This is a genomic window from Streptomyces sp. NBC_01497, assembly GCF_036250695.1.
Classification (GTDB): Bacteria; Actinomycetota; Actinomycetes; order Streptomycetales; family Streptomycetaceae; genus Streptomyces.
The window spans coordinates 2689376-2716056 of sequence record NZ_CP109427.1; the positions used below are offsets into that span (position 1 = coordinate 2689376).

The window sequence follows — 26681 nt, forward strand, 5'->3', positions numbered from 1 at the left end:
GCGGGTCGGGGCCCGCGGCCCCACGGGAACAGAGGCGCGGCACGGGAGGGGAAAGGACCGCGCGGGAACGGATGTGGACGTAGGACGGGCCGGAGAGCAGGACACCGGGAGACGGGGGATGTGTGATGCGACCGATGGTGAAGCCCGCGTTGCGGCGGGCCTGGCGCGGACGGCGGACGGTGCAGTTCGGGGTGACACCCGCGCACGCGGTGCGCATGGGCCCCATGGACACGGCGACGGGCGGTTTCCTCGAACTGCTCGACGGGTCGCGGACCCTGCCGGTACTGCGGGCCGAGGCCCGCGCGATGGGGCTGCCCGAGGAGTGGGCGCAGGAGGTGGTGCGGCGGCTGGCGGCGGCCGGGGTGGTGGACGACCCCGGCGCCGGCGGCGAGGCGTTCGACGCGTTGCGGCGGACACCGGGCGCGCTGGAGCGCCTGCGGCCGGATCTGGCGTCGTTGTCGGTGGTGCACCAGGCGCCGGGCGAAGGGGCCGCCCGGCTGGCGGCACGCCGGGCGGGCCGGGTCCGGGTGCGGGGCGCGGGCCGGGTCGGTGCCGCGGTGGCGGCGGCGCTCGCGGCGGCGGGCGTCGGCTGCGTCGAGGTGCAGGACGGCGGCTCGGTGGAGGCCTCGGACGTGGCGCCGGGCGGGCTTCCCGCGTCGGCCGTGGGCGAGCGCAGGGCTGCGGCGGCGGCCCGGCTGGTGCGGGTCTGCGCGCCGGGCGCCGCCCCACGCGGCGCGCCGGACCGGGCGCGGGACGCGCCGATCTCGCTGATCGTGGTGGCGCCCCGGGACGCCCTGGCGGCCTACCGTCCGGAGCCGGCCGTGACCGAGCCGTGGGTCGCCGCCGGCGTCCCCCATCTGTTCGCCGGGGTGATCGAAGCCACAGGGTTCGTGGGACCGCTGGTCCTGCCGGGCGGCACGGCCTGCGCGGGCTGCCTCCTGCTGGCGGGAGCGGAAGCCGACCCGGACGCGCCCGCCATGCTCGCGCAGTGGCGCTCGGGGCGGGGCGCACGGCCGGTCACGGCATGCGACGGCCCACTCGCCGCCCTGGTGGCAGGGCTGACGGCGGCACATGCTCTGGCGTTTCTCGACGGGGAACTGCCCACGAGCACCGGCACCCGCTGGGAGGTCTCGCTGCCGCTGCTGGACTGGCGGTCGACAACAACAGCGCCCCATTCGGGCTGCCGCTGCGGCGCCGCGGGAAGGACAGAGGGGGTCCGCACGGCCACGTCGGGGGCCGGGCGCGACACAATGGCGGTGTAGCCCGCCGCACCACGGCAAGGCTGTCCGTACCAGGAGGGGCGTAATGTCTGATCTTCCCCGGAAGGCGGTCACCCGCACTGCCAAGCTGGCCGCGCTGCCGATCGGTTTCGCGGGCAGGGCGACCTGGGGTCTGGGCAGGCGGATCGGCGGGAAGTCCGCCGACATCGTCACCAAGGAGCTCCAGCAGCGGACGGCCGACCAGCTGTTCAAGGTGCTGGGTGAGCTCAAGGGCGGAGCCATGAAGTTCGGGCAGCTGCTGTCCGTCTTCGAGTCGGCGCTGCCCGAGGAGGTCGCGGGCCCCTACCGGGCGGCGCTGACGAAGCTCCAGGACGCGGCGCCCCCGATGCCGACGCAGACGGTGCACGGTGTCCTCGCCGACCAGCTCGGCGAAAACTGGCGCGAGCTGTTCCTGGAGTTCGAGGACAAGCCGTCGGCCGCGGCGTCGATCGGCCAGGTGCACCGGGCGCTGTGGCACGACGGGCGCGAGGTCGCGGTCAAGGTGCAGTATCCGGGCGCCGGTGAGGCGCTGCTCTCGGACCTGACCCAGCTGAGCCGGTTCGTCAGGCTGCTCGGACCGCTGATCCCCGGCATGGACATGAAGCCGCTGGTCGCCGAGATGCGTGACCGGGTCTCCGAGGAACTGGACTACGCGCTGGAGGCGGAGGCGCAGCGCGAGCACGCGCGTGAGTTCGCCGACGACCCGGACGTGGTCGTGCCGGACGTGGTGCACCAGGCCGACCAGGTCCTCGTCACGGAGTGGATGGACGGGACACCGCTCGCCGAGATCATCTCGTCGGGCACGCAGGAGCAGCGGGACCGGGCGGGCCAGCTGCTGGCGCGGTTCCTGTTCTCCGGACCGATGCGCACGGGCCTGCTGCACGCCGACCCGCACCCGGGCAATTTCCGCCTGCTGCCGCCCCGTGAGAGTGCTCCGGGCGGGCCCGGGGACGACGCCGCGGACGGCGACACCGGTGGGAGCGGCGAGCTGCGCCTCGGCGTCCTCGACTTCGGGACGGTGGACCGGCTGCCCGGCGGGCTGCCGGAGATCATCGGTGACGCCCTGCGCATGACGATCGACGGCGAGTCCGACGCCGTGTACGAGATGCTGCGCGCCGAGGGATTCGTCAAGGAGACCATCGATCTCGAACCGGAGGCGGTGCTCGACTACCTGCTGCCGATCATCGAGCCGGCCGGGGTGGACGAGTTCACCTTCACCCGCGCCTGGATGCGCAACCAGGCGGGGCGGATCGCCGATCCGCGCTCCCCCGCGCACCAGCTGGGCCGGCAGCTGAACCTCCCGCCGTCGTACCTGCTGATCCACCGCGTCACGCTGAGCACCATCGGCGTGCTGTGCCAACTGGGTGCCACGGTGCGGCTGCGGGACGAGCTGGAGGACTGGCTGCCCGGCTTCTACGTCGAGTGGGTCTACGAGGACGAAGAGGCGGAGAGCGAAGGCGAGCCCGGGGCCGAGGCAGAGCCCGGGGCCGACGAGCAGGACAGGACGCGCGGCGCGGGCGGCGCCGGGGACGACGAAGCGGGTGCCGGTCCCGAAGGACCCGCACCCGCTGTCGGCGACTGAGCGGTGGTGCGGCGCGGCGGACGGCGGTCCGTTACTGCATGACCGCCATGGCCAGGGCGCGGCGGGCGCGCATCGACACGCGCTCGGCGCGCCGCTGCATGCGCCGCGCCACCAGCACGTGCGCCGCCTGACGGCTCGCGGCGGCGTCGCGCAGTCTCTCGTCCATATGCGCGCGAGCCAGGGCTTCTGGGATGAGTTGCATCTCGCGGGTCCTGTTCTGACGCGCCTCGTGCGCGCCCTTCGTGTTGAAAGCGATCGTGGTGGAGCCGTGGGGCTCACTGGGGGAAGAGGTCATCGGAGCCTGCTTCTTGGGATCGTGCGTGAGGGGACGGTCGATCGTTCCGCGTGCGTTCATGCCGCGACCGGGTTCTTGCGCGGACGGCCACGCGGCCGCTTGCGGGCCACGACGACGCCCTGGACGAAGAGTTCGCCACCCCAGACACCCCACGGCTCGCGCCGCTCCTTGGCACCGGCGAGGCAGGCCTCGACCAGCGGGCAGGTACGGCAGAGCGACTTGGCGTACTCGACGTCGGCCGGCGACTCCGCGAAGAAGACCTCCGGGTCGTAGGCGCGGCAGGGAACGGGCGAACCGAGGTTCTCGATCGCCTCGTCGAGGGCGGTGAGCTGGGTGAGCGGGATCAAGGCGGAGTCCTCCGTGAGGCCGGGCGGCGGGATCGTTTCGGAAGGCGGTACGGACGGGGCGTGCGCTTCGAGTTGCACGGGGTTTCTTCCTCGTCTTATTCGGTCCGGCCGGTCGGTCGGACAGCGTCTGGTACCGGGTGTTCGTGCCCGAGGCCCCTTCGCTCCGCCCGTCCCTGTCGGGACAAACAGAAGGGCCGCGGATCCCGGGTGGGGTTCCGCGGCCCTGAAGGCGCCTGCCTGATTGCCGATCAGGCTGGAGGACTCCAGGGTTCAGGCCCACGGAAGGCCCACATTTCGTGGTGGTGCGTCGTCTGCTGCTTCGTCTGTGCTCCGGCACTGGCCGCCGCCGCGAAGGCATAGGCCTTCACCTCTGCCTGCGCCACTACTCCTGCTGCCAGTGCCCCGGTCGGTCGCTGATTGCCGCCGCGCTCGCGCACGGGGAGCAGGGACAGATCCAGGCCGGACAGGGAGACGGGCCGCATCCCAAAGACGCCGGACACACCGGTGCCGTTGAGAATCGGGGTCGAGAAGCCGACTGAGGGAGCACAGGCGAAGACATGACCGGCCAGTTTTCCGGTGCTGATGACGTTGCTGGTCTTGGTGGTCACGGGGAATCGCCTCCTCTCGGCGTCTCGGGATCCGGCCGGGGCCGGTTCCTCACGTATGCGGACAGTGTCGTTGTGTGGCGACGCGCTCGGCCGGTCGAGAGCCGAGCATGTCAAGTACAGCACGGGAAGTCGGCCTCGGAGAAGACCGCCGTTCCTGTGGTTAGAACCTATGGGGATTCGCCTGGCGGGCGCAAACTATTTTCGCGACGAGTTTGCATCAACTCACCCCCGCGCCGCCGGAGCGGTCCTCACCTGCGCAGATGGCCAGAACGTCAGGGCCGAAGCGGGTGAGTTTGCGGCGCACGACACCCGAGATCCCCGAGAGCGCCCGCTCGTCGGACGGCACGGTCTCGGCGATGGCGATCAGCGTCTTGTCGGTGAAGACGCAGTACGCGGGCTGGCCGAGATCACGTGCCTGCACCTCGCGCCAGGCGTGCAGGCGCTCGTACAGGCCCTCGTCCATGTCGGAGGGGCAGTCCTCGCAGCGCATCAGCTTCATCTCGCCCGCCTCCGTCAGCGTCCTCCCGCAGACGCGGCACCGGGCGGGCCTACGCTCGCGCCGGCGCCGCACCGGCTCCTCGCCGGCCGCGCGCGCCGTGGCCGTGCCGAGCTCCACCGAGCCCGCCGCCCCGGCTGCCGCCGTCCAGGTGGCGCGGCCCCCGCCCGGCCGCAGGCCCTGCAGGAAACGGGTCGCCTTGCGGGACGCCCGCCCGCCGGGCGCGCGGGAGAGCGACCAGGACAGTGAGAGATGGACCCGTGCGCGGGTCACCCCGACGTACAGCAGCCGGCGCTCCTCCTCGATCTGGGCGTCCGTCTTGGCGTACGTGATCGGCATGGTGCCCTCGGAGAGGCCCACCAGGAACACCGCGTCCCATTCGAGGCCCTTCGCCGCGTGCAGCGACGCGAGCGTGACGCCCTGGACCGTGGGCGCGTGCTGCGCCGCCGCGCGCTCGTCCAGCTCCGCGACCAGGTCGGCGAGCGTGGCCCCTGGGCGGGCGCCCGCGAAGTCCTCCGCGAGCCTGACCAGCGCGGCCAGCGACTCCCACCGGTCACGGACCGGACCCGAGCCGGCCGGCGGCTGGTCCGTCCAGCCCTTCGCGGACAGCACGGCACGGACCTGGGAGGGCAGTTCGACCATCCCGTCGAGCAGGGCGTCGTTGCCGCCGAAGCGGGCGGCGCCACGCAGCGCGGCTCCTGCCTCGCGCACCTCCTGCCGCTCGAAGAAGCGTTCGGCCCCCCGCAGCTGGTACGGCACGCCCGCGTCCGCGAGGGCCCCTTCGTAAAGGGCCGACTGGGCGTTGATGCGGAACAGGACGGCGATCTCGCCGGCCGGGACGCCCGCCGCGATCAGCTCACGGATGCGCCGGGCCGTGCCCTCCGCCTCGGCCGGCTCATCCCCGTACTCCGTGTAGGCGGGCTCCGGTCCCTTCTCGCGCTGCGAGACGAGTTCCAGCCGGTGCTCGGCGGCGCGTCCGCGCGCCTGGGAGAGCAGTCCGTTGGCGAGGTGGACGACCTGCGGGGTGGAGCGGTAGTCGCGGACGAGTTTGACGACCGTCGCGTTCGGATGGCGGGTGCGGAAGTTGATCAGGTGGTCGGGGGTGGCGCCGGTGAACGAGTAGATCGTCTGACTGGCGTCGCCGACCACGCAGAGCGTCTCGCGGTCGCCCACCCACAGTTCGAGCAGCCGCTGCTGGAGCGGGCTCACGTCCTGGTACTCGTCCACCACGAAGTGCTGGTACTGGCTGCGGACCTGGTCGGCGATGTCGTGCCGGTCCTGGAGGATGGCGACCGTGAGCAGCAGCACGTCCTCGAAGTCGATCACCGACCGGTCGCGTTTGAGCTGCTCGTACATCGCGTAGATCTGGCCCGTCTCGGCCGCGTCGCGCGCGCTCTCGCGGTCCGATTTCGCGATGACGGCCACGTAGTCCGCCGGGACGGTCTGGGTGACCTTCGCCCACTCGATCTCTCCGGTGACCTCCCGCAGTTCGTTGCGGTCGAGGCGTAGGCGGCAGCGGGCGGCGGCCTCGGCGACGAGCTGCGCCTTGCGGTCGACGATCCGGGGCAGCTCGCCGCCGACGGCCTTCGGCCAGAAGAACTGCAGCTGGCGCAGGGCCGCCGAGTGGAACGTCCGCGCCTGCACGCCGCCGGCGCCGAGCTGCCGCAGCCGGCCGCGCATCTCGCCCGCCGCCCGGTTGGTGAAGGTGACGGCGAGGACGCTCGCGGGCTGGAGTATCCCGGCGCGCACCCCGTAGGCGACGCGGTGGGTGATGGCGCGGGTCTTGCCCGTACCGGCTCCGGCGAGCACGCACACGGGTCCCTGGAAGGCCGTCGCGACGGCGCGCTGCTCGGGGTCGAGACCTGCGAGCACGGCGTCCGCGTCGAGCGGCGGAAGGGGTGAGGAGTGCGTTGCTGCTGTCACCCCGCCATGCTGCCAGGTCGGGTGAGGCGGCTGCGGGCGAGTGTCCACAGGCGGGGTGTGATGGTCGTACCGGTTACGGCCGCCATGAGCCTCGCGTCACACCGCCGGACGTGAAAGGCAAGCGGAGGCGCCCTACGGGAATGGTGGACAGACGTTGTACGTTCCAAGGATGCGCCGCGCCGGAGCCCCTGCCGGGCGGGCAGAAGACAGAGGAGCGCGAGGGACATGTCGGGCAATGTGACGATGTACAGCACCACGTGGTGTGGCTATTGCCGTCGGCTCAAGAGCCAGATGGACCGCGAGGGGATCGCGTACACCGAGATCAACATCGAGCAGGACCCGGCGTCCGCCGCGTTCGTGGAGAAGGCCAACGGAGGCAACCAGACGGTGCCGACCGTACTTTTCGCGGACGGCTCCACGCTGACGAACCCGTCGCTCGCGCAGGTCAAGCAGAAGATCGCCGCCTGATCCGACGGCGGCGCGGGGACGCGGGCGACCGCGGCGAAGGTACCCCCGACCGACAGGGCCGAGCCCGCGGGACGTGAGCGCCTGGCGCTCCGGAGAGCAGGGCTCGGTCCGTGCGGCCATGGGTCCCTGCCCGTACCGCCCGGGCTCCGCGGCCGGGTGGGCGCGTGCCCGGCGGCGGGCGGGGTTCAGCGTGAAGGCCCCGGAGCGTTCGCACGCTCCGGGGCCTTCACCTTGTTCCACTTGTTCTTGTCCCGCGCGAGGCCTCGCCTTCACCTTGTTCCGGCGCGGGGTCTCGCCTTCGCGTCGTTCCGGCGCGGGCCTTCACCTCAGCCGTGCCCCTGGGTGGCCCCGGCCGATGCGGCCGGGGCCCCGGTTCACGCGGCCGGGCCGGGCTCCGGCAGGGGCTTGGGGATCGGCTTGCCGTACCAGAGCTCGATGAGCCGGGCGGCGATCGAGATGCCCATCGGCGGCAGGATCTCGCCGCTCTCGATGGCCGTCCGCAGGTCCTCGCGGGAGAACCAGCGCGCCTCCTCGATCTCCTCGCCGTCCACGTTGATCTCCGAGCCCGTGGCCTGCGCCATGAAGCCGAGCATCAGGCTCGACGGGAAGGGCCACGGCTGGCTCGCCACGTACTCGACGTCGCCGATGACGATGCCGGCCTCCTCCCACACCTCGCGGGCGACGGCCTTCTCGATGGACTCGCCGGGCTCCACGAACCCGGCGAGCGTCGAGAAGCGGCCCTTCGGCCAGTGCACCTGGCGGCCGAGCAGCGCGCGGTCCTCCGCGTCGGTGACCAGCATGATCACTGCCGGGTCGGTACGCGGGTAGTGCTCGGCGCCGCAGGCGGGGCAGCGGCGGATGTGGCCCGCCGCCGCGATCATGGTGCGCTCACCGCAGCGCGAGCAGAAGCGGTGCAGCCGCTGCCAGTTCTCCAGCGCCACCGCGTGCGCCATCAGGCCCGCGTCGCGCGCCGACAGGAGCATGCCCGCCTCGCGCAGGCCCGCTGCCCGCGCGGACTGGTCGAGGCGGCCGGGGAGGGAGTCCTTCTGCAGCGCGAAGTAGCGGACGCCCTCCTCGTCGGTGCCGAGGAAGTAGCGGTGCGTCTCCGTGAGCGGCGCCTCGAAGGTGGGGGTCATCACCAGCTCGGTGCGGCCGTCGGGGGTGTCGTCGACCAGCGCCTGTCCGCCGGAGACGACGAAGACACGGGTCGTGGGGTGGCTCCAGGCGGCGGCGAGCCACGCCTCGTCGAGGCGGTGGTGGGCGGCGCGGTCGATGCCGCTGTCCGCGGTGAGTCCGATAGGGCGGTGTGCGGCGTCGTCACGGCTGGTGCTGCTGGTGGACACGGGTACTTCCAACTCCCCCTGAAGGTGCGGGCGGCTTCTCTGGGTGGTGGCGGACGGACGAGGGCGGGCCGGGCCCCGGCCCCGGCAGGGACCGGCGTGGGCCGTCAGCGGCCGCCCGCCGCGCCGTGTGACCGGCCGTGGGCCGCGCGGTGGGACGGGGGGTGAGTGCGGACGGCGCTGTCCGGGGTCTCGCTCATGATGTCGAGCCTAACCGGCCCGGCCGCGAACCCCTCCCGGCGGTTGGCCGGGGCCGCGCTCCCCCCGCGCGCCCCGCCGGTGCTCCCCGCGAGCCCCCGGCCCGGGCCGGGGGCTCCCGCCGGGCCCGGCCTCCCCGGTCATCAGGCGCTCCAGCGCCGCGCGGTCCAGCAGCCCCTCGGGCCGTACGGTCTCGCCGCTGCGCACGTACACGAACGCGGCGCTCACGGCGCTGAGCGGCAGCCCGTGCCGCTCGGCCCAGGCAAGGCGGTAGACGGCGAGCTGCAGCGGATCGGCCTCGCGGTCCCTGCCGGTCTTCCAGTCGACGATCTCGTACGTCCAGGGGTACGGGGCGCCCTCCCCCGCGGGCTCCCGGTACACCGCGTCGATCCGGCCGCGGACGACGCGGCCGGCGAGGGTCAGCTGGAACGGCGCCTCCACCCGGTACGGCGTGCGCCGCGCGTACACGGAACGCTCGAACGCGGCCTTGAGCGCCGCCAGGTCACGCTCGTCGGCGATGCCGGGATCGTCGTCGTCGGCGCCGGGCAGTTCGTCGGGGCCGAGCATGGGCAGCGGAAGCGCCTCGAACCGCGACTCGACCCAGGCGTGGAACCGGGTGCCCCTGCGCGCTGCGGGCTTCGGCGGACGCGGCATGGGCCGGGCCAGCTCCCGTGCGTACGCGTCGGGGTCGGCGGCGAGCCGCAGCAGCTCCGAGGCGGAGAGGGCAGCGGGCACGACGACGTCCCGCACCGCCGCGCGGGCGCGGGTGAGTTCCCCGGCGAGGGCGTCGAGGTCGCGGTCCCAGGAGGCGAGCGTGCGCAGTTCCTCCGGGGCGGGGCCGCGTCCGGTCCGGGGTGCGGGGACGGCCCCGGCGGCGCCCGGGGAGCGCCGCTCCTGCCGGGCGTCATGGACGTGAGAAGCCTCACGCGCGTCTTCGGCGTCCGGGACCTCTTCGGCGTCCGGGCCCCTGCCGGGGTCCTCGGCCGACCGGTCGCCCGCGCCTGACCCCCCGATCTCCGGCGGAACCTCGCCCTCCGGCGGCGGTCCGCTCCCGTGGAGCGGGTCCTCCTCAGGCGGGGGGTTCTCCTCGGGTGGGGCACCGTCCTCGGGCGGAGCCCCGCCCTCCGGCAGGAACGCGTCCTCCGGCGGCGGCGCGCTCTCGTAGAGGGAGTCGTCCTCGGGCGGGGGCTCGTCCTCCTGCGGCCACAGGTCGAACGGGACGGACTCCGCCGTCGGTCCCACCCGGCGCGGCGGACCGGGCGGGGCCGAGGGCAGGGGCACCGCCGCGTGCGTCAGGGCGTCCAGGTGCGCGCGTACCGTGCGGGCCGCGTCGCGGCGGCGGCGCAGCGCGTCCTCGTCCAGCGGCAGCGGCCACGGCGTCGGGGCGCCCGCCTGCGCCCGCAGCGCCGGGTTCTCCGCGTCCGGCCCGGGCTCCTCCGCCCACGCCTCGATCTCCCCGTACCCGGCGGCGCAGTGGTCGTACAGCGCCCGCAGGAAGGCGGACGGGCCCCGGTGCCGCTTCTGGTCGGGGCCCCACCAGTGGCCGGAGCCGAGGAGGAGGGTGCGCGGGCGGGTGAACGTCACATAACCGAGGCGCAGTTCCTCCGTCTCCTGGTGGTCGCGCAGGGCCTCTTTGAAGGCCTTCATGTCGCGCGCCGTCCATCCTCCGATGACGGGCAGCGTCTCCGCGTCGCCCCGCAGGACGCCGGGCACGACCTTCGCCTGGGACGTCCACGCCTCGCGCGCCTTCGTGCTCGGGAACTGACCCGTGACGAGACCCGGCACCGCGACGACGTCCCACTCCAGGCCCTTCGCCTTGTGCGCGGTGAGCACCTTGACGGTGTTCTCGCCGCCGGGCAGCGCGTTGTCGAGGCCCTTCTCGTACTGCACCGCGGTCCGCAGGAAGCCGAGGAAGGCCAGCAGTCCCGCCTCGCCGTCGAGCGCGGCGAACGACGCCGCCATGTCGAGGAAGTTGCCGAGCGTCTCGCGGCGGCGAGCCGCCAGCGCGTGCGGCGACGCGGCCAGTTCGACCTCCAGGCCGGTGGTTGCGAGCACCCGGTGCAGCACGTCCATGAGCGGGTCCGCGAGCGATCTGCGCAGCTCGCGCAGCTCCTGGGCGAGGCGCGCGAAGCGCACGCGCGCGGCCGACGAGAACGGCAGGCCGTCGTCCGGCGGGCCCGCCCCGTCGAGGAACGTGTCGAGCGCGTCCGCGAGCGAGACGACCTCAGCCGGGTCCGTGCCCTCCACCGCGGCGGCCAGCCGCGCGTCCGCATGGTCGTCGGCGCCGCCGGATTCCCCACCGGCGGCCGACGTACGTACGAGGAGCCGCGCCCGCCGCCCGAGCAGCGCCAGGTCGCGCGGGCCGATACGCCAGCGCGGGCCGGTCAGCAGGCGTACGAGGGAGGCGTTGGCGCCCGGATCCTGCAGCACCTCGCACACGGCGACCAGGTCGGCCACCTCCGGCAGGTGGACCAGCCCCGACAGCCCGACGACCTCCACCGGCACGTCGCGCGCCACCAGCGCTCCCTGGATCGTGGCGAAGTCGCCTGCCGTACGACACAGGACGGCGATCTCCCCGGGTGCCGTGCCCGTCCGCACGAGGTGCGCGACCGAGTCGGCGAGCCACTCGATCTCCTCCGCGTGGGTGGCGAGCAGGGCGCAGCGGACGCCGCCGTCACGCTCGGCGCCGGGGGCCGGGCGCAGCGCCTCGACGCCCGCGTGCATCGCGCGCAGCGGCTCCGCGAGGCGGTTGGCGAGGTCGAGGAGCCGGCCGCCGCTGCGGCGGTTCTCGCTCAGCGAGAAGCGGGTGGCGGGCGTGCCGTCCCCGTACGGGAAGTGCGCGGGGAAGTCGTCCAGGTTGGCGACGGACGCGCCGCGCCAGCCGTAGATCGCCTGGCAGGGGTCGCCGACCGCGGTCACGGCGTGCCCGGTGCCGCCGCCGAACAGCCCGGCGAGCAGGCGCCGCTGGGCGACGGAGGTGTCCTGGTACTCGTCGAGCAGGACGACCCGGAACTCCTCCCGCAGTATCCGGCCCACCTCGGGGCGGGTGAGGGCGAGTTCCGCGGACAGGGCGATCTGGTCGCCGAAGTCGAACAGGTCCCGGGCGCGCTTGGCCCGGCGGTAGTGGCCGACGAGGCCGGTCAGTTCGCGGCGGGCGGCGGCGGCCTCGGGAACCTTGCGCAGGTCGGCGTTGGTGAGGCGGGCGGCGCCGAGAGTGGCGAGCAGCCGGGCGTCGTACGCGTCCAGCTCCTCCGGCCGCACCAGGTGCTCGGACAGTTCCGCGTCCAGCGCGAGCAAGTCGCTGACCAGGGCGGGGAGCGTCTTGGTGAGCATGGGGTACGGGCCCGGCGCATCCCGCAGGACCCGGGCGGCGAGCTGGAAGCGGGTGGCGTCGGCGAGCAGCCGGGAGGACGGTTCGAGTCCGATGCGCAGGCCGTGGTCGGTGAGGAGCTGCCCGGCGAAGGCGTGGTACGTGGAGATACGGGGTTCCCCGGCCGGGGCGTCGGGGTCGCTCACGTCGGGGTCGAGGACGCCCGCGCGAACGAGCGCGGCCCGCACCCGCTCGGCCAGCTCGCCCGCCGCCTTGTTGGTGAAGGTGAGCCCGAGAACCTGCTCGGGCGCCACCTGCCCGGTGCCGACCAGCCAGACCACCCGCGCCGCCATGACGGTCGTCTTGCCGGAGCCCGCGCCCGCCACGATCACCTGCGGGGCGGGCGGTGCGGTGACGCACGCCATCTGCTCCGGGGTGAAGGGGATGCCGAGGAGCTGCTTGAGCTGCTCGGGGTCGGTGATGCGCGCGGCCATCCAGGAAGGCTAACCGCCGCCACCGACAGCCCGCCCGGACCGCCGGCCGGGCGGTACGGGACCGCGGGCCGGGCGGTACAGGACCGCGGGCCGTGACGGGCGCGGTCAGATACGTCGCGGTCAGGTGCGTCGGAGGATCCGGGGCGTCGGAGGATCCGGGCGGGTTCGGGGCGGATGCGGGGCGGGGGCCGGCCGCCTCACTCCACCACCTGGTGCCCCTGCGGCTGGGCGCTGCACGACGCCCGGAACGCGCAGTGCCCGCAGTGCGTGCCGGGGGTGGGGCCGAACCGCTCGTCGAGGACGCGGCCCGCCGCCTCGGCCAGCAGGCTCGCGGCCCAGTCGCCGGACAGCGGTTCCTGCGACTGGATCTTCGGCAGCGCGTCGCCGCCTTCCCGCTGCGGCGCGGGCTGCCGGAGCTGGACGAGTTCCGCGCCGCCCGCCTCGGGGCGGCGCCCCTCGAACGCGCCGTCCACCGCGCCCTCGCCGACGGCGAGCTGGTACACCGCGAGCTGTGCGTGGTGGGCCACCTCGTCCTTGGTGGGGGCCTGCTTGCCCGTCTTGAAGTCGACGACGTACGCACGCCCTTCCGCGTCCTGTTCGACGCGGTCCATGGAGCCGCGGACGCGGACCTCGTACTCCCCCGCACCGAGGGTCACGTCGAACTCGTGCTCCGTGGCGGCCACCCGCCGGTCCCCGCGGTCGCTCATGTGCCACCGCAGGAAGCGTTCGAGCGCGGAGCGGGCCTGGTCCTTCTCCTGCCGCGACTTCCACGGCGCGTCGAAGGCCAGACCGTCCCATACGGTGTCCAGCCGCTCCATCAGAACGGCCAGGTCGGCGGGCGTACGTCCGGACGCGACCTCGTCCGCGAGGACGTGCAGCACGTTGCCGAAGCCCTGGGCGGTGGTGGCGGGGGCGTCCGCCTTGACCTCGCGTCCGAGGAACCACTGGAGCGCGCAGGTGTTCACCAGCTGGTCCAGCGCACTGCCGGAGAGCGCGACGGGCTGCGTGCGCTCCCGCAGCGGGACGGCGCTGAGCGTCGGCTCGTACAGGCCCCACCAGCTGTTCGGGTGCGCCGCCGGGACGAGCGGGGTGCCCTCCTCGTCCGTGAGCGCGGCCAGGCGCGCGAGCCGGCGCGCGGCCTGGTCCCTGAGCCCCGGGCTCGCGTCCGGGTCGACGGTCGTCGCCCGCAGCTCCGCGACGAGCGGGGCGACGGCCAGCGGCCTGCGGGGCCGGGACGTCGTGTCGCGGGGCTCGACGCCCAGTTCGGTGACGAAACGGGAGGGCTGATCGCCGTCGTCCGCCGCGGACTTGACGGCGGTGACGACGAGCCGGTCGCGGGCCCGGGTGGCCGCCACGTAGAACAGCCTGCGCTCCTCGGTGAGCAGGGCCCCCGGCGTGAGCGGTTCCGCGAGACCGTCGCGGCCGATGCGGTCCGCCTCCAGCAGCGAGCCGCGGCGGCGCAGGTCGGGCCAGAGGCCGTCCTGCACGCCGGCGACGACCACCAGGCGCCACTCCAGTCCCTTCGAGCGGTGGGCCGTCATCAGGCGTACGGCATCGGGCCGGACGGCCCGCCGGCCGAGGGTGTCGGCGGCGATGTCCTGGGCGTCCAGCTCCTCCAGGAAGTTGAGTGCGCCGCGCCCGCCGGTGCGCTCCTCGGCGCGGGCGGCGGTGTCGAACAGCGCGCAGACCGCGTCGAGGTCGCGGTCCGCGTTGCGGCCCGCGGGGCCGCCCCGCAGCGCGGACCGCTCCAGCCTGCCGGGCCAGGGCGTGCCGTCCCACAGGATCCACAGCGCCTCCTCGGCGGTGCCGCCGCCCCGGAGGAGCTCACGCGTCCCGCGCAGCAGTTCGCCGAGACGCTGCGCGCCGCGCGCGTAGGCGGGGTCGTGGGTGACGAGCCGTTCGGGTTCGGCCAGCGCGCGGGCGAGCAGGACGTCGGACGGCGGGGGCAGGCGCTCGCCCGCGAGGCGCTCGTCGTCGCGCAGGGCACGGCCGAGCCGCCGCAGGTCCGCCGTGTCCATGCCGCCGAGGGGCGAGGTCAGCAGCGCGAGGGCGACATCGGTCGACAGCGCGTCCTCCCCGCCGGCCGCGCCGTCCGCAAGGTCCGCACCGGGCGCCCAGGACCCGCCGGTCGCCCAGGACTCATCAGTTGCCCCGGACTCACCGGCCCCCTCGGTCCCTCCGGCCGCCTGAGGCCCGCCCGGCGCCTTCGACCCTCCGGCCGACGCCTCCGACCCTCCGGCCGACGCCTCCGACCCTCCGGCCGGCGTCTCCGTCCCTCCGGCCGCCCCGGACGTCCCGGGCCCCGAGTCCGGCACGCCCGAGGCTTCCGCCCCCTTCGAGCCCGGTGCGTCGCCCGCCACGCGGCCCGGCTCGCCCGGCCCGCGCAGGGCGCCCGTCGCCGCCGCGCGCAGTGCCATAAGCAGCGGGGCCACCGCGGGCTCGTGCCGCAGCGGTACGTCGTCCCCGTCGGTCTCCAGCGGTACGCCCGCCGATGTCAGGGCCCGGCGGAGCGAGGGGATCGTGCGGCCGCCCGCCCGGACCAGTACCGCCATGTCGCTCCAGGGCATCCCGTCCTCCAGGTGCGCCCTGCGCAGGATGTCCGCGATGTTGTCGAGCTCGGTCGAGGGGGTCGGGTAGGTGTACACCTCGACCCTGCCGCCGTCCCGCACGGGCTCCGGCTCGCGGTGCGCCCGTACCGCCTGCTGGGGCAGGCGCGGCAGCGGCATCCGGCGGGCCACCTCGCGGGTCGCGGCCAGCAGGCGCGCGCCGGAGCGGCGGGTACGGGTGAGCACCGCCACCGGCGCCGGCGTGCCGTCACGGCGCGGGAAGACCTGCGGGAAGTCGAGGATGCCGTTGACGTCCGCACCGCGGAACGCGTAGATCGACTGGTCGGGGTCGCCGAAGGCGACGAGCGTCGCCCCACCGCTGGCCAGGGCCCGCAGGAGCCGGACCTGTGCCGGGTCGGTGTCCTGGTACTCGTCGACGAACACCGCGTCGTAGGACGCGGCGAGCCGCGCTCCGGTCCCCGGCCGCTCCGCGAGCAGCGCGGCCCGGTGCACGAGTTCCGCGTAGTCCAGTACGCCCTGGAGGTCCAGCACGTCCAGGTATTCGGCGAGGAACGCCGCCGCGGCCCCCCAGTCGGGGCGGCCGGTGCGCGCCGCGAACGCGGCGAGCGCGTCCGGGCCGAGGCCGAGTTCACGGCTGCGCGCCAGGACCGCCCGCACCTCGTCGGCGAATCCGCGTGTCGTCAGGCACGCCCGCAGGTCGCCCGGCCAGTGCACCCGGGAGCGTCCCTCGCGCGCGAGGCCGATCTGGCCAGCGAGCAGGTCGCGTACGGCGACGTCCTGCTCGGGCCCCGACAGCAGCCGCAGGGGCTCGGTGAACAGTTCCGCGTCCTGGTGGGCGCGGACCAGCGCGTAGCAGAACGAGTGGAAGGTCGTCGCCTGCGGGGCGAGGACTCCGCCGAGCCGTCCGGTCATCCGGTCCCGCAGTTCCACGGCGGCCTTGCGGCTGAAGGTGAGCACCAGGATCCGTGCGGGGTCGGTCCCCCGGGCGACCCGCTCGGCGACCGACTCGACGAGCGTCGTGGTCTTGCCCGTGCCGGGTCCGGCCAGTACCAGCAGCGGACCCGCGCCGTGGTCAACCACCGCCCGCTGTGCCGCGTCCAGCTCAGGGGGGATGGCCGGGACCGGGGCGCTGCGCACCAGCCGGTACGTGCCGGTGCCCCGCTGCCGCGCCCCCTGGTGCGGGGCACGGCCGGTGCTGGTGGAGGAGGAACTCACGTGGATCGCCGGTCCTGGAAGGTGCGGGAAATTACGGGAAAGTGCCGGGAGTCGCCGGGAGGCGGCGGCAGGGGCCGCACGGCTGGGCGGTACGGGAAGCACCGAGGGTGCAAGCCCGGGGCGGCGGGATCACGACACGACGGCGGGACGGGTGGGGTGGGCGGTGTGACGAACGTGACGGGCCGGCTGCCCGGCCGCCGGACGGCCGGAGGCCGTTCGGCAGACGCTACGCGCTCACCCGCGCGAGGCGCGGGCCGCCGTACGGAACCGACGAGGTACCCCAGGTGCCCCCACCACGCACCACGATGGCGGAAACTGTCATATGTGAGACCGATCGCCCGTGCGCTCCGCGGCCTGCCCGTCGCTGTCGCCCCCCGTGCCGCCGCCGTCCCACCTGGCCCGCTTCATGTCGAGGCGCGGCAGGTGCCCGTCGGCGGCGCGCGACGCCTCGCGCAGGGGCGTGCCCTCCGCGCGGTAGGCGTCGAGGGCCCGCAGCTCGTGCCCCTGCAGCAGCACTCCGTCGGAACGCACCACCCGCCACCAGGGCACGCCGCCGCCGTACAGCGCCATGACGCGGCCCACCTGGCGGGGGCCGCTCTCGCCGAGCCACTCGGCGACGTCGCCGTACGTCATCACTCTGCCCGGCGGAATCAGCTCCGTGACGTCGAGCACCCGCTCCGCGTACTCCGGCAGCTCACCGGCGTCCGGCGACCCGCCGGTCGTCGGCTCCCCGCTCGGACCGTGTGCACCGTCACCGTCCCGCTCACCTTGCTGGCGCCTCATCCGTCCCATCCTGCCTCACGGCACCGACAGGGACCCGAGACGGGGACACTCCACGCATACAAGGACAAAGAGATCATCTTCGCTCCGACCCCGTCCGCGCAACGCCCTTTGTTGCCCCCGTCAGCGGGTCTCACGTGCCACCATCGTGCGGGCGGTGACTGGTGATACAAGATCGAGAAGACACGGACGCGACGGAGGAGCAGGCCGGACGGTCTGCGACGGCCGGGGGCCACTCCGGCGCTGACGCGCGCCATGACCCGGACCCGGTCCGGCTCACCAAGGCCGGGTCCGACGAGGCCGGGGACTCCGGCTCGGACACCGGGGATGAGGGCGCCGGGGGCGGGGCCTCGAGCACGGGCGGCTCCGACGGCGGCAACCACGGCACGGGCAGCTCACGTACCGGCAGCTCACGTACGGGCAGCTCCGACACCGGCGACCCGGGCGCGGGCGACTCGGGCCCCCGTACGGGCGCCGCCGACGCCGACATCACCGAAGGCACCGGCACCGACGACCCCGAGATCGTGCGCGCCGAGACGGAACCCGCCTGCGACGAGGACGGCGTCCCGCACACCGACCGCGTCTCGGGCGACGAGCCGCTGCTGGCCGCCCGGGTGCACCGCCCCTCGGACCTGCTGCGCCTCCTCGTGGGCCTGCTCGCGATCGCGGTGATCCTGTTCCTCGCGGCGTTCGCCCACGGCACCACGTCGGGCCTCGAACACGACATCAGCAGGGGTACGGGCCAGGCGCCCGACCTGCTCGCGAAGTTCGCGGGCCTGCTGTCCAGCATCGCCGTGCTGCTCGTCCCCGTGGCCTTCGCGATCGAGCGGCTCATCAAACGCGACGGCCTGCGGATCGCGGACGGTGTGCTCGCGGCCGTGCTCGCGCACGGCGTCACCCTTGCCGCGGACCTGTGGGTGGCGCGGGCCGCCCCGCACGCGCTGCAGGACGCGCTGACGCTGCCACAGGTCGGCAGCGGCGCCACGGACCCCGTGCACGGGTATCTCGCGCCCGTGATCGCGTACATGACGGCCGTGGGGATGGCCCGCAGACCGCGCTGGCGGGTGGTGCTGTGGGCGGTCCTGCTGCTCGACGCGTTCGCCATGCTGGTCGCCGGTTACACCACACCGTTCTCGATCCTGCTGACCGTGATGATCGGCTGGACCGTCGCGTACGGCACGCTCTACGCGGTCGGCTCGCCGAACGTGCGACCCACCGGGCAGACCCTGATGGCGGGGCTGCGCCGGGTCGGTTTCCGCCCCGTCAGCGCGATGCGCGCGGAGGAGCCCGTCACCGAAGCCACCGAGGCGGGCGACCGGGGGCGGCGCTACTTCGTCTCGCTGGAGGACGGCCCGCCGCTGGACGTCACGGTCGTCGACCGGGAACAGCAGGCTCAGGGCTTCTTCTACCGGGTGTGGCGCCGGCTGACGCTGCGCTCCATCACCTCGCGCCGGTCGATCCCCTCGCTGCGGCAGGCGCTGGAACAGGAGGCGCTGCTGGCGTACGCGGCGATCGCCGCGGGCGCGCGCGCCCCGAAACTCATCGCCACCTCGGAGCTCGGCCCCGACGCCGTCATGCTGGTATACGAGCACCTCGGCGGCCGCACGCTCGACACGCTGTCGAACGGCGAGATCACCGACGAGCTGATGCGCGGCGCCTGGGAGCAGGTGCGCCACCTGCAGTCGCGGCGCATCGCGCACCGCAGCCTGACCGGCGACGCGCTGCTGGTGGACCGGGCCGGCGGGGTCATCCTCACCGAGCTGCGGGGCGGGGAGATCGCCGCGGGCGACGTCGTCCTGCGCATGGACACCGCGCAACTGCTCACCACGATCGGTCTGCGGGTGGGCGCGGAACGCTCGGTGGCGGCGGCGGTGGAGGTGCTCGGGCCGGACGCGGTCGCCGACTCCCTGCCGCTGCTCCAGCCGATCGCGCTGAGCCGTTCCTCCCGCGCGACCCTGCGCAAGCTCGCGAGGGAGCGGGCCCAGCGGGAGCGCGAGGCCGTCCTTGAGGCGTCCGCCGCGAACAAGAGGGCGCGGGTCGCGGAGACCGCGGCCACCGAGGGCGAGGACAAGAAGGCGGCCCGCAAGTCGCTGCGGCTGGAGAAGCAGGCCGAGAAGCGGGCCATAGACGACGCCCTCGACGAGGCGCGCGAGGAGGACCTGCTCTCGCAGATCCGCAGGCAGGTGCTGTTGATCCGGCCGCAGGCGCCGGTCGAGCCGGTCCGTCTGGAGCGGATCAGGCCGCGCACCCTGATCGGGTTCATCGCGGGCGCGATCGCCGCGTACTTCCTGCTCTCACAGCTCACACAGCTCGACTTCAGCATGGTGGTCAGCCAGGCGCACTGGGGCTGGGTGGCGGCGGCGGCGGCGTTCTCCGCGGTGTCGTACGTGGCGGCCGCGATGAGCCTGCTGGGCTTCGTACCGGAGCGGGTCTCGTTCCGGCGGACGGTGTCCGCGCAGGTCGCGGGGTCGTTCGTGAAGATCGTCGCGCCGGCCGCGGTCGGCGGTGTCGCGCTGAACACGCGTTTCCTGCAGCGGTCCGGCGTACGCCCGGGGCTCGCGGTGGCGAGCGTGGGCGCGTCGCAGCTGTTCGGGCTCGGCGCGCACATCGTCCTGCTGGCGGCCTTCGGCTATCTGACGGGCACGGAGAAGACGACATCGCTCACGCCGTCCAGGACAGTGATCGCGGGCCTGCTGACGGTCGCGGTGCTGGTGCTGGTGGTGACGGCGATCCCGTTCCTGCGCAAGTGGGTCGTGACGCGGCTGCGGTCGCTGTTCGCGGGGGTCGTGCCGCGCATGCTGGACGTGCTGCAGCAGCCCATGAAGCTGGTGACGGGGATCGGCGGGCAGCTGCTGCTGACGGGCCTGTTCGTGATGTGTCTCGACGCGTCGATCCGTGCCTTCGACGACGGCAGCCAGCAGCTGAGCTACGCGAGCATCGCGGTGGTCTTCCTCGCGGGCAACGCGATCGGCTCGGCCGCGCCGACACCGGGCGGTGTGGGTGCCATCGACGGCGCGCTGACGCTGGGACTGCTGGCGGTGGGTCTGCCCAAGGAGGTGGCGGCCCCGGCCGTGCTGCTGTTCCGTCTGATGACGCTGTGGCTGCCGGTGCTGCCGGGCTGGATCTGCTTCAGCCAACTCACCCGCAGAGGCGCGTTGTAACCGGTCGTCACCGTCGCCCGGTCCGCCGGGCGACGGCCCGGCCCGGTCTCCCGCCCGGCGGACCGGGCGTCACTCGTTCGTGGCATGCGCACCGGGCGTCACCCGTTCGTGGCCGCGCCGCGCCAGGACCGTCCGCCGCCACCCGCTTGGACCGTGGCCACGGGCGGGTGCCCGGACCCGGCACGAGCATGGGGGCATGCGCAGATCCCTGGTCGCCGCCGTGTCCGCTCTCGCCCTCGTCGCCCCCGTCGCCGGGTGTTCCGATACCGGGGCCGGCAGCTCCGGAGCCTCCTCGACGGGCTCCGCCGCGACCTCCCCCGCACCCCACGACCTCGGCTCGCAGAAGCTCGACTGGCGGGCGTGCGGCACACCCAGCGTGGCGCAGGGCGGCGGCCCCTCCCCCTCGCCACTGCCCGGCGGGGTGACCTGGCAGTGCACCACCATGGCCGTACCGCTCGACTACGCGCACCCCTCGGCGGGCACGATCCGCCTCGCGCTCATCCGCGCCAAGGCCGCCGACCAGAAGCACCGCATCGGCTCGCTCGTCTTCAACTTCGGCGGGCCCGGCGGCTCCGGAGTCACCGGCCTGCCGTCCTTCGCCAAGGACTACGAGAAGCTGCGCGCCCGCTACGACCTCGTCAGTTTCGACCCGCGCGGCGTCGGCGACAGCGACCCGGTGGAATGCGAGAACAACCAGCAACTCGACGCGTTCTACGCGCAGGACGCCACCCCCGACACGGCCGCCGAGCAGAAGACGTACGCCGCGAGCATCGCCCGGTACTCCGCCGCCTGCGAGCACCGCTCCTCCCGGCAGCTGCCGCACGTCGGCACCACCGAGGCGGCCCGCGACATGGACCTGATGCGGCAGGTGCTCGGCGACAAGAAGCTCTCCTACTTCGGCATCTCGTACGGGACCGAACTCGGCGGCGTCTACGCGCACCTCTTCCCCACCCGCGTCGGCCGGGCGGTCTTCGACGGCGTGGTCGACCCGACGCAGAACTCCCAGCAGGGGGCCCTCGGCCAGGCGAAGGGCTTCCAGCTCGCCCTGGACAACTTCGCGAAGAACTGCGTCGCGCGCGGCGACGCGTGCAAGCTGCCCGGCTCCACGCCGAAGGAGGTGGAGGCCTTCATCGTCAAGCTCCTCCACAGCCTCGACACCCGTCCGATCATGGGCATCGGGGTCCGCAAGCTCACCGCGACCGAGGGCACCAACGGCGTCGTGGAGGCCCTGTACTCCAAGGACTTCTGGCCGCTGCTGGAACAGGGCCTCGACGAGGCGCACGGCGGCAACGGCGCTCTCCTGCTCGCCTTGTCCGACTCTCTCAACGGCCGCGACGAACACGGCCGTTACAGCAACACGCAGGCCGCCAACGCCGCCGTCAACTGCCTCGACTCCACGCAGCGTTTCACCGTGGCGCAGACCCGGCAGAGCCTGCCGGAGTTCCGCAAGGCGTCGCCCGTCTTCGGCGACCTCCTCGGCTGGGGCATGCTCAGCTGCACCAAGTGGCCGGTGGCCGGCCGCTGGACGCACCCCGACGTGAGCGCGCCCGGCGCGGGCCCCATCCTCGTCGTCGGCAACACGGGCGACCCCGCCACTCCCTACGAGGGCGCCAAGGCGATGGAGAAGGCACTCGGCAAGGGCGTCGCGGTCGAGTTGACGTTCAAGGGCCAGGGCCACGGCGCCTACGACAGCGGCAACGCGTGCGTGCAGCGCACCGTCAACAGCTACTTCCTCGACGGCACGGTGCCGAAGCCCGGCACGGTCTGCCGCTGACCCGGCGGGAACCGTCCCCACGGCCCGCCCCCTGACCCGCGGGGACGGCGGCCCCGGCCGCCGGTCCGGCGCGACGGCGGAGCGCGGCCCCGCCCCCCGAGGCGGCGGGGACAGCGGGACGGCGGGACGGCGGTCGGTCCACGACCCGCCCCGAACCCCGGAACACGTGGGAACGGGAACGCCGTGGGAACGGGAACGCGTGAGGGGCCGGTCCGCGCTCTCGCGTGGACCGGCCCCTCACGGTGGCCTCGGGCTTCCCGGCGGGCCGGGACACCGGGGTCTAGTAGATCGGCTTGCTCGGCTCGATCTGGTTCACCCAGCCGATGACGCCCCCGCCGACGTGCACCGCGTCGGAGAAGCCCGCGGACTTCAGCACCGCCAGCACCTCCGCACTGCGGACGCCCGTCTTGCAGTGCAGGACGATCTTCTTGTCCTGCGGCAGGGTCTCCAGCGCGTCGCCCATCAGGAACCGGTCCTTGGGGATCAGCTTCGCGCCGGGGATGGAGACGATCTCGTACTCGTTCGGCTCGCGGACATCGATGATCTCGATGTTCTCGTCGTCGTCGATCCACTCCTTGAGCTGCTTGGGAGTGATCGTCGAACCGGCCGCCGCCTCCTGGGCCTCCTCCGACACGACGCCGCAGAACGCCTCGTAGTCGATGAGTTCCGTGACGGTCGGGTTCTCGCCGCACACCGCGCAGTCGGGGTCTTTGCGGACCTTGACCTGGCGGTACTGCATCTCCAGGGCGTCGTAGATCATCAGACGGCCGAGGAGCGGCTCGCCGATGCCCGCGAGGAGCTTGATGGCCTCGTTGACCTGGATGGACCCGATGGACGCGCAGAGCACGCCCAGCACGCCGCCCTCGGCGCACGACGGGACCATGCCCGGCGGGGGCGGCTCGGGGTAGAGGCACCGGTAGCACGGGCCGTGCTCGGACCAGAAGACACTCGCCTGGCCGTCGAACCGGTAGATCGAACCCCAGATGTACGGCTTGTTCAGCAGTACACAGGCGTCGTTGACCAGGTAACGGGTGGCGAAATTATCCGTTCCGTCCACGATCAGGTCGTACTGGGCGAAGATGTCCATCACGTTCTCGGCTTCGAGCCGTTCCTCGTGAAGGACCACGTTCACGTACGGGTTGATGCCGGTGACCGTGTCCTTGGCGGACTCCGCCTTGGACCGGCCGATGTCGGCCTGACTGTGGATGATCTGGCGCTGGAGGTTCGACTCGTCGACCTCGTCGAACTCCACGATGCCGAGCGTGCCGACACCGGCTGCCGCCAGGTACATCAGCGCCGGGGAACCGAGTCCACCGGCGCCCACGATCAGTACCTTCGCGTTCTTCAGCCGCTTCTGCCCGTCCATACCCACGTCGGGGATGATCAGGTGACGGGAGTACCTGCGGACCTCGTCAACGGTGAGCCCTTCGGCGGGCTCGACCAAGGGGGGCAACGACACAGGGACCTCTACAGGGGTAGGTCATTAACTGACTTGTTCTCCCTGCAACAGTGCCATGGCCTTTCTCATTCCGAGATACCCGGTCCGACGAGCGAGACGATCTCGTCCCAGTACCCGGGCAGCGCCGCGAAGGGGGCGCTCGCGCCGCCCGGGTCCGACCGGTCCGTGAAGAAGATCGTGCCCGCGCCCTGCCAGCGCGCGACACGCATCGCCTCGTCCAGGTGGGAGCGCGGCACACCGTGCACCAAGTGGACGAAGTGGTCGGGGGAATAGCCCGCCGTCCACGGGGCTGCCTGGGACCAGCGGTACTCGCTCCACGCGCCGGAGTACGTCACCAACTGGTCGGCGGCCTCGGCGTACCCGGCGTACGGGTGGGCGCCGTGCCCGAGGACGAGATGGCCCCCGTCGAGCACCGCCTCCAGGGTCGCGGTGACCCTTCTCACCCCGGGCAGCTCGCTGCGCTCGCAGGGTGCCCGGTCCAGGTAGAAACCGCCCACGCGGTACCAGTCGACGTACCGCTGGGCGTCGCAGACCAGGTCACCGAAGTCGTACGCGCCGCGCTTGAGGTCCAGGTGGCCGAGCACCCGCACGCCCGCGTTGGTCAGGCGGCCGGCCGCCTGGAGGCAGTGCGGGTCGGGCCGGGCGCCCGGCCCGTCCGCCACGTTGAGCACGGCCCAGTGCAGCGGTGTGCCGGGCCGGGTCAGTTCGGCCCACTCGACGGGCGCGAGCAGCGGGTGCGCGTATCCCGGCACGCCGAAACCGGTGCGATCCGCCCCCGTGCCCGTGCGTCGCCGCCCGGCGGTGGTCAGATGCGACATGCCGCCTCCATCCAGATGTCCGCCAGTGACTCCTCCAGACCGATCCTCGGGCGCCAGCCGAGCCGGTCGCGCGCCGTGCGGACGTCGGCCTGCTGCCAGGGCCCGCACCCGTCGGGGTACGGGAACGGGCCGACGCCCAGGTGCTCCACGGCGGGCTCCCCGCGCGGGGCGCCGATCGGGCCGTGCACATGGGGGCGCCCCGCGCCCGGCGGGGGCGCGTCCAGTTCGTTCAGCGCGCCCGCGTATCCGGCGACCCTGGCCAGGACGGCGGCGGCGTCCCTGAGCTTGACGGCCCTGCCCGTACCGATGTTGACGATGCCCTGGGCGGCGGACAGCGATGCGGCGTGCACGGCGCGCGCGACGTCCCGCACATCCACGAAGTCGCGCTGCACCCCGAGCCCCGCGAGCTTGAGCTCCGGGTCGCCGGCCTGCATGGCGCGGCGCATCGCCTCGGCGAGCCGGCCGAGCGGCGAGCCCGCGGGCGTACCGGGGCCGACCGGGGAGAACACCCGCAGCACGACGGCGTCGAGGCCGGAGCCCAGCACCAGCTCCGTGGCCGAGAGCTTGCTGACCCCGTACGGGCCGCCGGGGCGCGGCATCGCGTCCTCGGCCGTGGACGAGCCGGGCTGCGAGGGCCCGTACTCGGAGGCGCAGCCGATCTGGACGAGCCGCGCACCGCAGCCGCTGCGGCGGAGCGCCTCGCACACGGTCGCGACGGAGACGGTGTTGTGGCGGATCAGGTCGCGTGCCCCGCCACGGGTCGAGCCCGCGCAGTTGACGACGACACCGGGATGCACCGCGTCCATGAAACGGGTGAGCGCTCCGGGACTGCCGCTCGCGAGGTCGAACCGCACGTCGGCGTCGTCCCCCCGGCCGAGCGCGGTCAGGTGCACCGCGGGGTCGGCGAGCAGGCGGTCGGCGACGAAGCGGCCGAGGAAACCGTTGGCACCGAGCAGCAGGACCCTCATCGCGCCGCCCCTCTGCGTCGGGCGGCCCGGTGGACCTGGTGTCGGGAGTGCGGGGTCATGACGGGTCGTCTCCTTGAGAGTGCGGACTCGGGCGGCGCCGCGGGGTGGCGGTGCCAGGGACTGCCGTCCGGGCCGGCCCGCCCCGCGTGTGGTGCGGCACGGGCCGGCCCGGACGGAGCCGGGTCGTGGGTGAAGCCGGGTCAGGGATGAGGCCGGGTCGTGGGTCTGCGGGTATGGAGGGGTACGGGACGGCGGGGAACCGGGGCGCGGAATCTCGGGCGGACAGGGATCGGGGTCATGGGGACCGGGGCGGTGGGCCGGCGCCGGGCGGCGCGGCCTCAGGGGTGCGCGGAAGCCCTGACGAGGGTCACCGCCGCGTGGCGCAGCTCCCGGTGGCGGTGCGGGAGGAGCCTCACGGGGTCGGCGGTGCCGCGCCGGACGGGGACGCGGGGGACCCCGCCGGGGAAGCCGGAGCCCAGGGTGGCGCTGCCGCCCCCGGCTCCGGTGCGGTCCCGCGGCGTGGGCGCCGTGCGGGCCCCGGTACGGCTCTCCCCGTCGTCGTTGTCGTTCTCGCCGTCGCCGTCGCCGTCGCCGTCGCCGGGGGCAGTGTCCCCGTCACGGTCCGCGTCGCTGTCCGCGTCACTGTCGCCGTCTCCCCAGCCGACGTCGGAGCCGGTACCGGCCCTGGCACCGCCGCGGCGGCCCCCGCCGTGCTCCGGCGGGTCCAGGAGGCCGGTGGGTGTGTCCGGGGGTCCCGCCGGTATATCCAGGTATGCGACCGCGTCCAGGTGCTCCGCGCTGTCCGTGCACGGTCCCGCGTAAGGGGCCGCGCCAGTACGCGGCCGGATGTACGGGGTCTTGTCGGCGTGCGGGGCCGTGTCGGCGTGCGGGGCCGTGTCGGCGTGCGGGGCCGTGTCGGCGTGCGGGGTCCTGTCGCCGTACGAAGTCTTGTCGGCGTGCGGGGGCGTGTCGCCGTGTCCTGCCGCACCGGGGGCGGTGTGCGGGCCGTACGCCCCGGTGGTTCCGCGGACGGCGGAGGTGTCGCGTGCCATGGTGGTGCCTCCGTCAGACATCGCGGCCTCCCGCACCCACCGCCGCGCCCGCGCCGACCGGCTCGCGGGCGGGATCGCCGCTGTCGCCGTCCTCGGCGTCGTACCGGTCGGCGGAGAGGGGGCGCGAAGCGCGCTCCAACTCGGCGGCGAAGGCGGGCAGATCGGACGCGGTCCCGTCCCGCACGCCCCGGCGCGCGCCGGGGGCGCGGCAGGCGGACTCCAGGACGCGCACCACCGTCTCGGACCGCAGGGTCCGGTACAGCCCTGCGCGCCGCTCGGCATCTGTGACGAGAGCGCCGACTTCTTCGCCGTGGGCCTCTACGGGCCGGCGCAACTCGCCGGGGCAGGCCGCGGTGCGCACCCGGGGCGGCAGGACGACGAGGCACTGCCGCCGACGGGGGCCCCGGCTGAGCGCGTGGATGTCGAACCCGTGGTCCGCGAGCCCGCTGACGAGCCGCTCGCACCAGAGCCCGGACTCACCGGTCGCGTACGGATGGCCACCATCCGTGAGCAGTCCGATCCGCACGAACGCACCCCCGTTCCTCCCCGTGGGAGGCCGCCGTCGGT

At 74.0% G+C, this 26681-nt stretch carries 18 protein-coding genes; 5 read left to right on the forward strand and 13 right to left on the reverse strand.

Annotated features, from left to right (window positions below; translation table 11 throughout):
* Positions 1-125: 125 nt before the first annotated feature.
* Together OG310_RS11405 and OG310_RS11410 are read left to right on the forward strand one after the other, a co-directional pair.
* Positions 126-1262, forward strand: a complete 1137-nt coding sequence (locus OG310_RS11405) for a ThiF family adenylyltransferase (RefSeq protein WP_329455764.1) — start codon at positions 126-128, stop codon at positions 1260-1262.
* Between the two features lie 43 nt (positions 1263-1305).
* Entirely contained in the window at positions 1306-2841 is a 1536-nt protein-coding gene (locus OG310_RS11410) for an ABC1 kinase family protein (protein WP_329455765.1), read from the forward strand.
* Positions 2842-2872: 31 nt separating this feature from the next.
* On the opposite strand, the gene OG310_RS11415 is transcribed toward OG310_RS11410, so the two are convergent.
* The 4 genes from OG310_RS11415 to OG310_RS11430 all read right to left on the reverse strand — a co-directional run bounded on the left by OG310_RS11415 (position 2873) and on the right by OG310_RS11430 (position 6510).
* On the reverse strand, positions 2873-3196 hold the full coding sequence (locus OG310_RS11415; protein WP_329455766.1) for a hypothetical protein: 324 nt from the start codon (positions 3194-3196) through the stop codon (positions 2873-2875).
* The gene (locus OG310_RS11420) at positions 3193-3561 is read right to left on the reverse strand and encodes a WhiB family transcriptional regulator (protein WP_329455767.1); all 369 of its coding nucleotides are present in this window, start codon (positions 3559-3561) and stop codon (positions 3193-3195) included. Before OG310_RS11420 ends, OG310_RS11415 begins: the two co-directional genes overlap by 4 nt.
* Before the next feature lie 170 nt (positions 3562-3731).
* Entirely contained in the window at positions 3732-4091 is a 360-nt protein-coding gene (locus OG310_RS11425; RefSeq protein ID WP_329455768.1) for a hypothetical protein, read from the reverse strand.
* Between the two features lie 217 nt (positions 4092-4308).
* Positions 4309-6510: an ATP-dependent DNA helicase UvrD2 gene (locus OG310_RS11430; protein WP_329455769.1), complete on the reverse strand. Its 2202-nt coding sequence runs from the start codon at positions 6508-6510 to the stop codon at positions 4309-4311.
* Between the two features lie 225 nt (positions 6511-6735).
* Here OG310_RS11430 and OG310_RS11435 point away from each other — a divergent pair, with 225 nt between their 5' ends.
* Positions 6736-6978, forward strand: coding sequence for a mycoredoxin (locus OG310_RS11435; protein WP_329455770.1), 243 nt, complete (start codon positions 6736-6738; stop codon positions 6976-6978).
* A 374-nt stretch (positions 6979-7352) separates the two neighbouring features.
* Here OG310_RS11435 and nudC read toward each other — a convergent pair whose 3' ends face one another.
* The 4 genes from nudC to OG310_RS11455 form a co-directional block, all read right to left on the reverse strand.
* Entirely contained in the window at positions 7353-8321 is a 969-nt protein-coding gene (gene nudC / locus OG310_RS11440; protein WP_329455771.1) for an NAD(+) diphosphatase, read from the reverse strand.
* Positions 8322-8528: 207 nt separating this feature from the next.
* Positions 8529-12320, reverse strand: coding sequence for an ATP-dependent helicase (locus OG310_RS11445; RefSeq protein WP_329455772.1), 3792 nt, complete (start codon positions 12318-12320; stop codon positions 8529-8531).
* A gap of 197 nt (positions 12321-12517) precedes the next feature.
* Positions 12518-16102, reverse strand: coding sequence for a UvrD-helicase domain-containing protein (locus OG310_RS11450; protein WP_329455773.1), 3585 nt, complete (start codon positions 16100-16102; stop codon positions 12518-12520).
* Positions 16103-16420: 318 nt separating this feature from the next.
* Positions 16421-16885, reverse strand: a complete 465-nt coding sequence (locus OG310_RS11455; protein ID WP_329455774.1) for an MGMT family protein — start codon at positions 16883-16885, stop codon at positions 16421-16423.
* A gap of 485 nt (positions 16886-17370) precedes the next feature.
* On the opposite strand from OG310_RS11455, the gene OG310_RS11460 reads away from it, so the two are divergent.
* Positions 17371-20043, forward strand: coding sequence for a lysylphosphatidylglycerol synthase domain-containing protein (locus OG310_RS11460; RefSeq protein ID WP_443078837.1), 2673 nt, complete (start codon positions 17371-17373; stop codon positions 20041-20043).
* A gap of 196 nt (positions 20044-20239) precedes the next feature.
* Complete coding sequence (locus OG310_RS11465) at positions 20240-21817, forward strand: alpha/beta hydrolase (RefSeq protein WP_329455776.1); 1578 nt, start codon at positions 20240-20242, stop codon at positions 21815-21817.
* Positions 21818-22097: 280 nt separating this feature from the next.
* Here OG310_RS11465 and moeZ read toward each other — a convergent pair whose 3' ends face one another.
* From moeZ to OG310_RS11490, 5 genes are all read right to left on the reverse strand, one after another.
* Entirely contained in the window at positions 22098-23276 is a 1179-nt protein-coding gene (moeZ, locus tag OG310_RS11470) for an adenylyltransferase/sulfurtransferase MoeZ (RefSeq protein ID WP_329455777.1), read from the reverse strand.
* Positions 23277-23341: 65 nt separating this feature from the next.
* Positions 23342-24094: a spherulation-specific family 4 protein gene (locus OG310_RS11475; protein WP_329455778.1), complete on the reverse strand. Its 753-nt coding sequence runs from the start codon at positions 24092-24094 to the stop codon at positions 23342-23344.
* Positions 24082-25062, reverse strand: coding sequence for an NAD-dependent epimerase/dehydratase family protein (locus tag OG310_RS11480; RefSeq protein ID WP_329455779.1), 981 nt, complete (start codon positions 25060-25062; stop codon positions 24082-24084). Before OG310_RS11480 ends, OG310_RS11475 begins: the two co-directional genes overlap by 13 nt.
* A gap of 338 nt (positions 25063-25400) precedes the next feature.
* Complete coding sequence (locus OG310_RS11485; RefSeq protein WP_329455780.1) at positions 25401-26135, reverse strand: hypothetical protein; 735 nt, start codon at positions 26133-26135, stop codon at positions 25401-25403.
* Positions 26128-26640: a DUF3492 domain-containing protein gene (locus OG310_RS11490; RefSeq protein WP_329455781.1), complete on the reverse strand. Its 513-nt coding sequence runs from the start codon at positions 26638-26640 to the stop codon at positions 26128-26130. Before OG310_RS11490 ends, OG310_RS11485 begins: the two co-directional genes overlap by 8 nt.
* Positions 26641-26681: the final 41 nt, after the last annotated feature.

Coding starts and splice junctions, on each gene's coding strand:
- OG310_RS11405 (WP_329455764.1), top strand. CDS start 126: ATGCGACCGATGGTGAAGCCCGCGTTGCGGCGGGCCTGGCGCGGACGG.
- OG310_RS11410 (WP_329455765.1), top strand. CDS start 1,306: ATGTCTGATCTTCCCCGGAAGGCGGTCACCCGCACTGCCAAGCTGGCC.
- OG310_RS11415 (WP_329455766.1), bottom strand. CDS start 3,196: ATGAACGCACGCGGAACGATCGACCGTCCCCTCACGCACGATCCCAAG.
- OG310_RS11435 (WP_329455770.1), top strand. CDS start 6,736: ATGTCGGGCAATGTGACGATGTACAGCACCACGTGGTGTGGCTATTGC.
- OG310_RS11445 (WP_329455772.1), bottom strand. CDS start 12,320: ATGGCCGCGCGCATCACCGACCCCGAGCAGCTCAAGCAGCTCCTCGGC.
- OG310_RS11455 (WP_329455774.1), bottom strand. CDS start 16,885: ATGAGGCGCCAGCAAGGTGAGCGGGACGGTGACGGTGCACACGGTCCG.
- OG310_RS11465 (WP_329455776.1), top strand. CDS start 20,240: ATGCGCAGATCCCTGGTCGCCGCCGTGTCCGCTCTCGCCCTCGTCGCC.
- OG310_RS11475 (WP_329455778.1), bottom strand. CDS start 24,094: ATGTCGCATCTGACCACCGCCGGGCGGCGACGCACGGGCACGGGGGCG.
- OG310_RS11480 (WP_329455779.1), bottom strand. CDS start 25,062: ATGAGGGTCCTGCTGCTCGGTGCCAACGGTTTCCTCGGCCGCTTCGTC.
- OG310_RS11485 (WP_329455780.1), bottom strand. CDS start 26,135: ATGTCTGACGGAGGCACCACCATGGCACGCGACACCTCCGCCGTCCGC.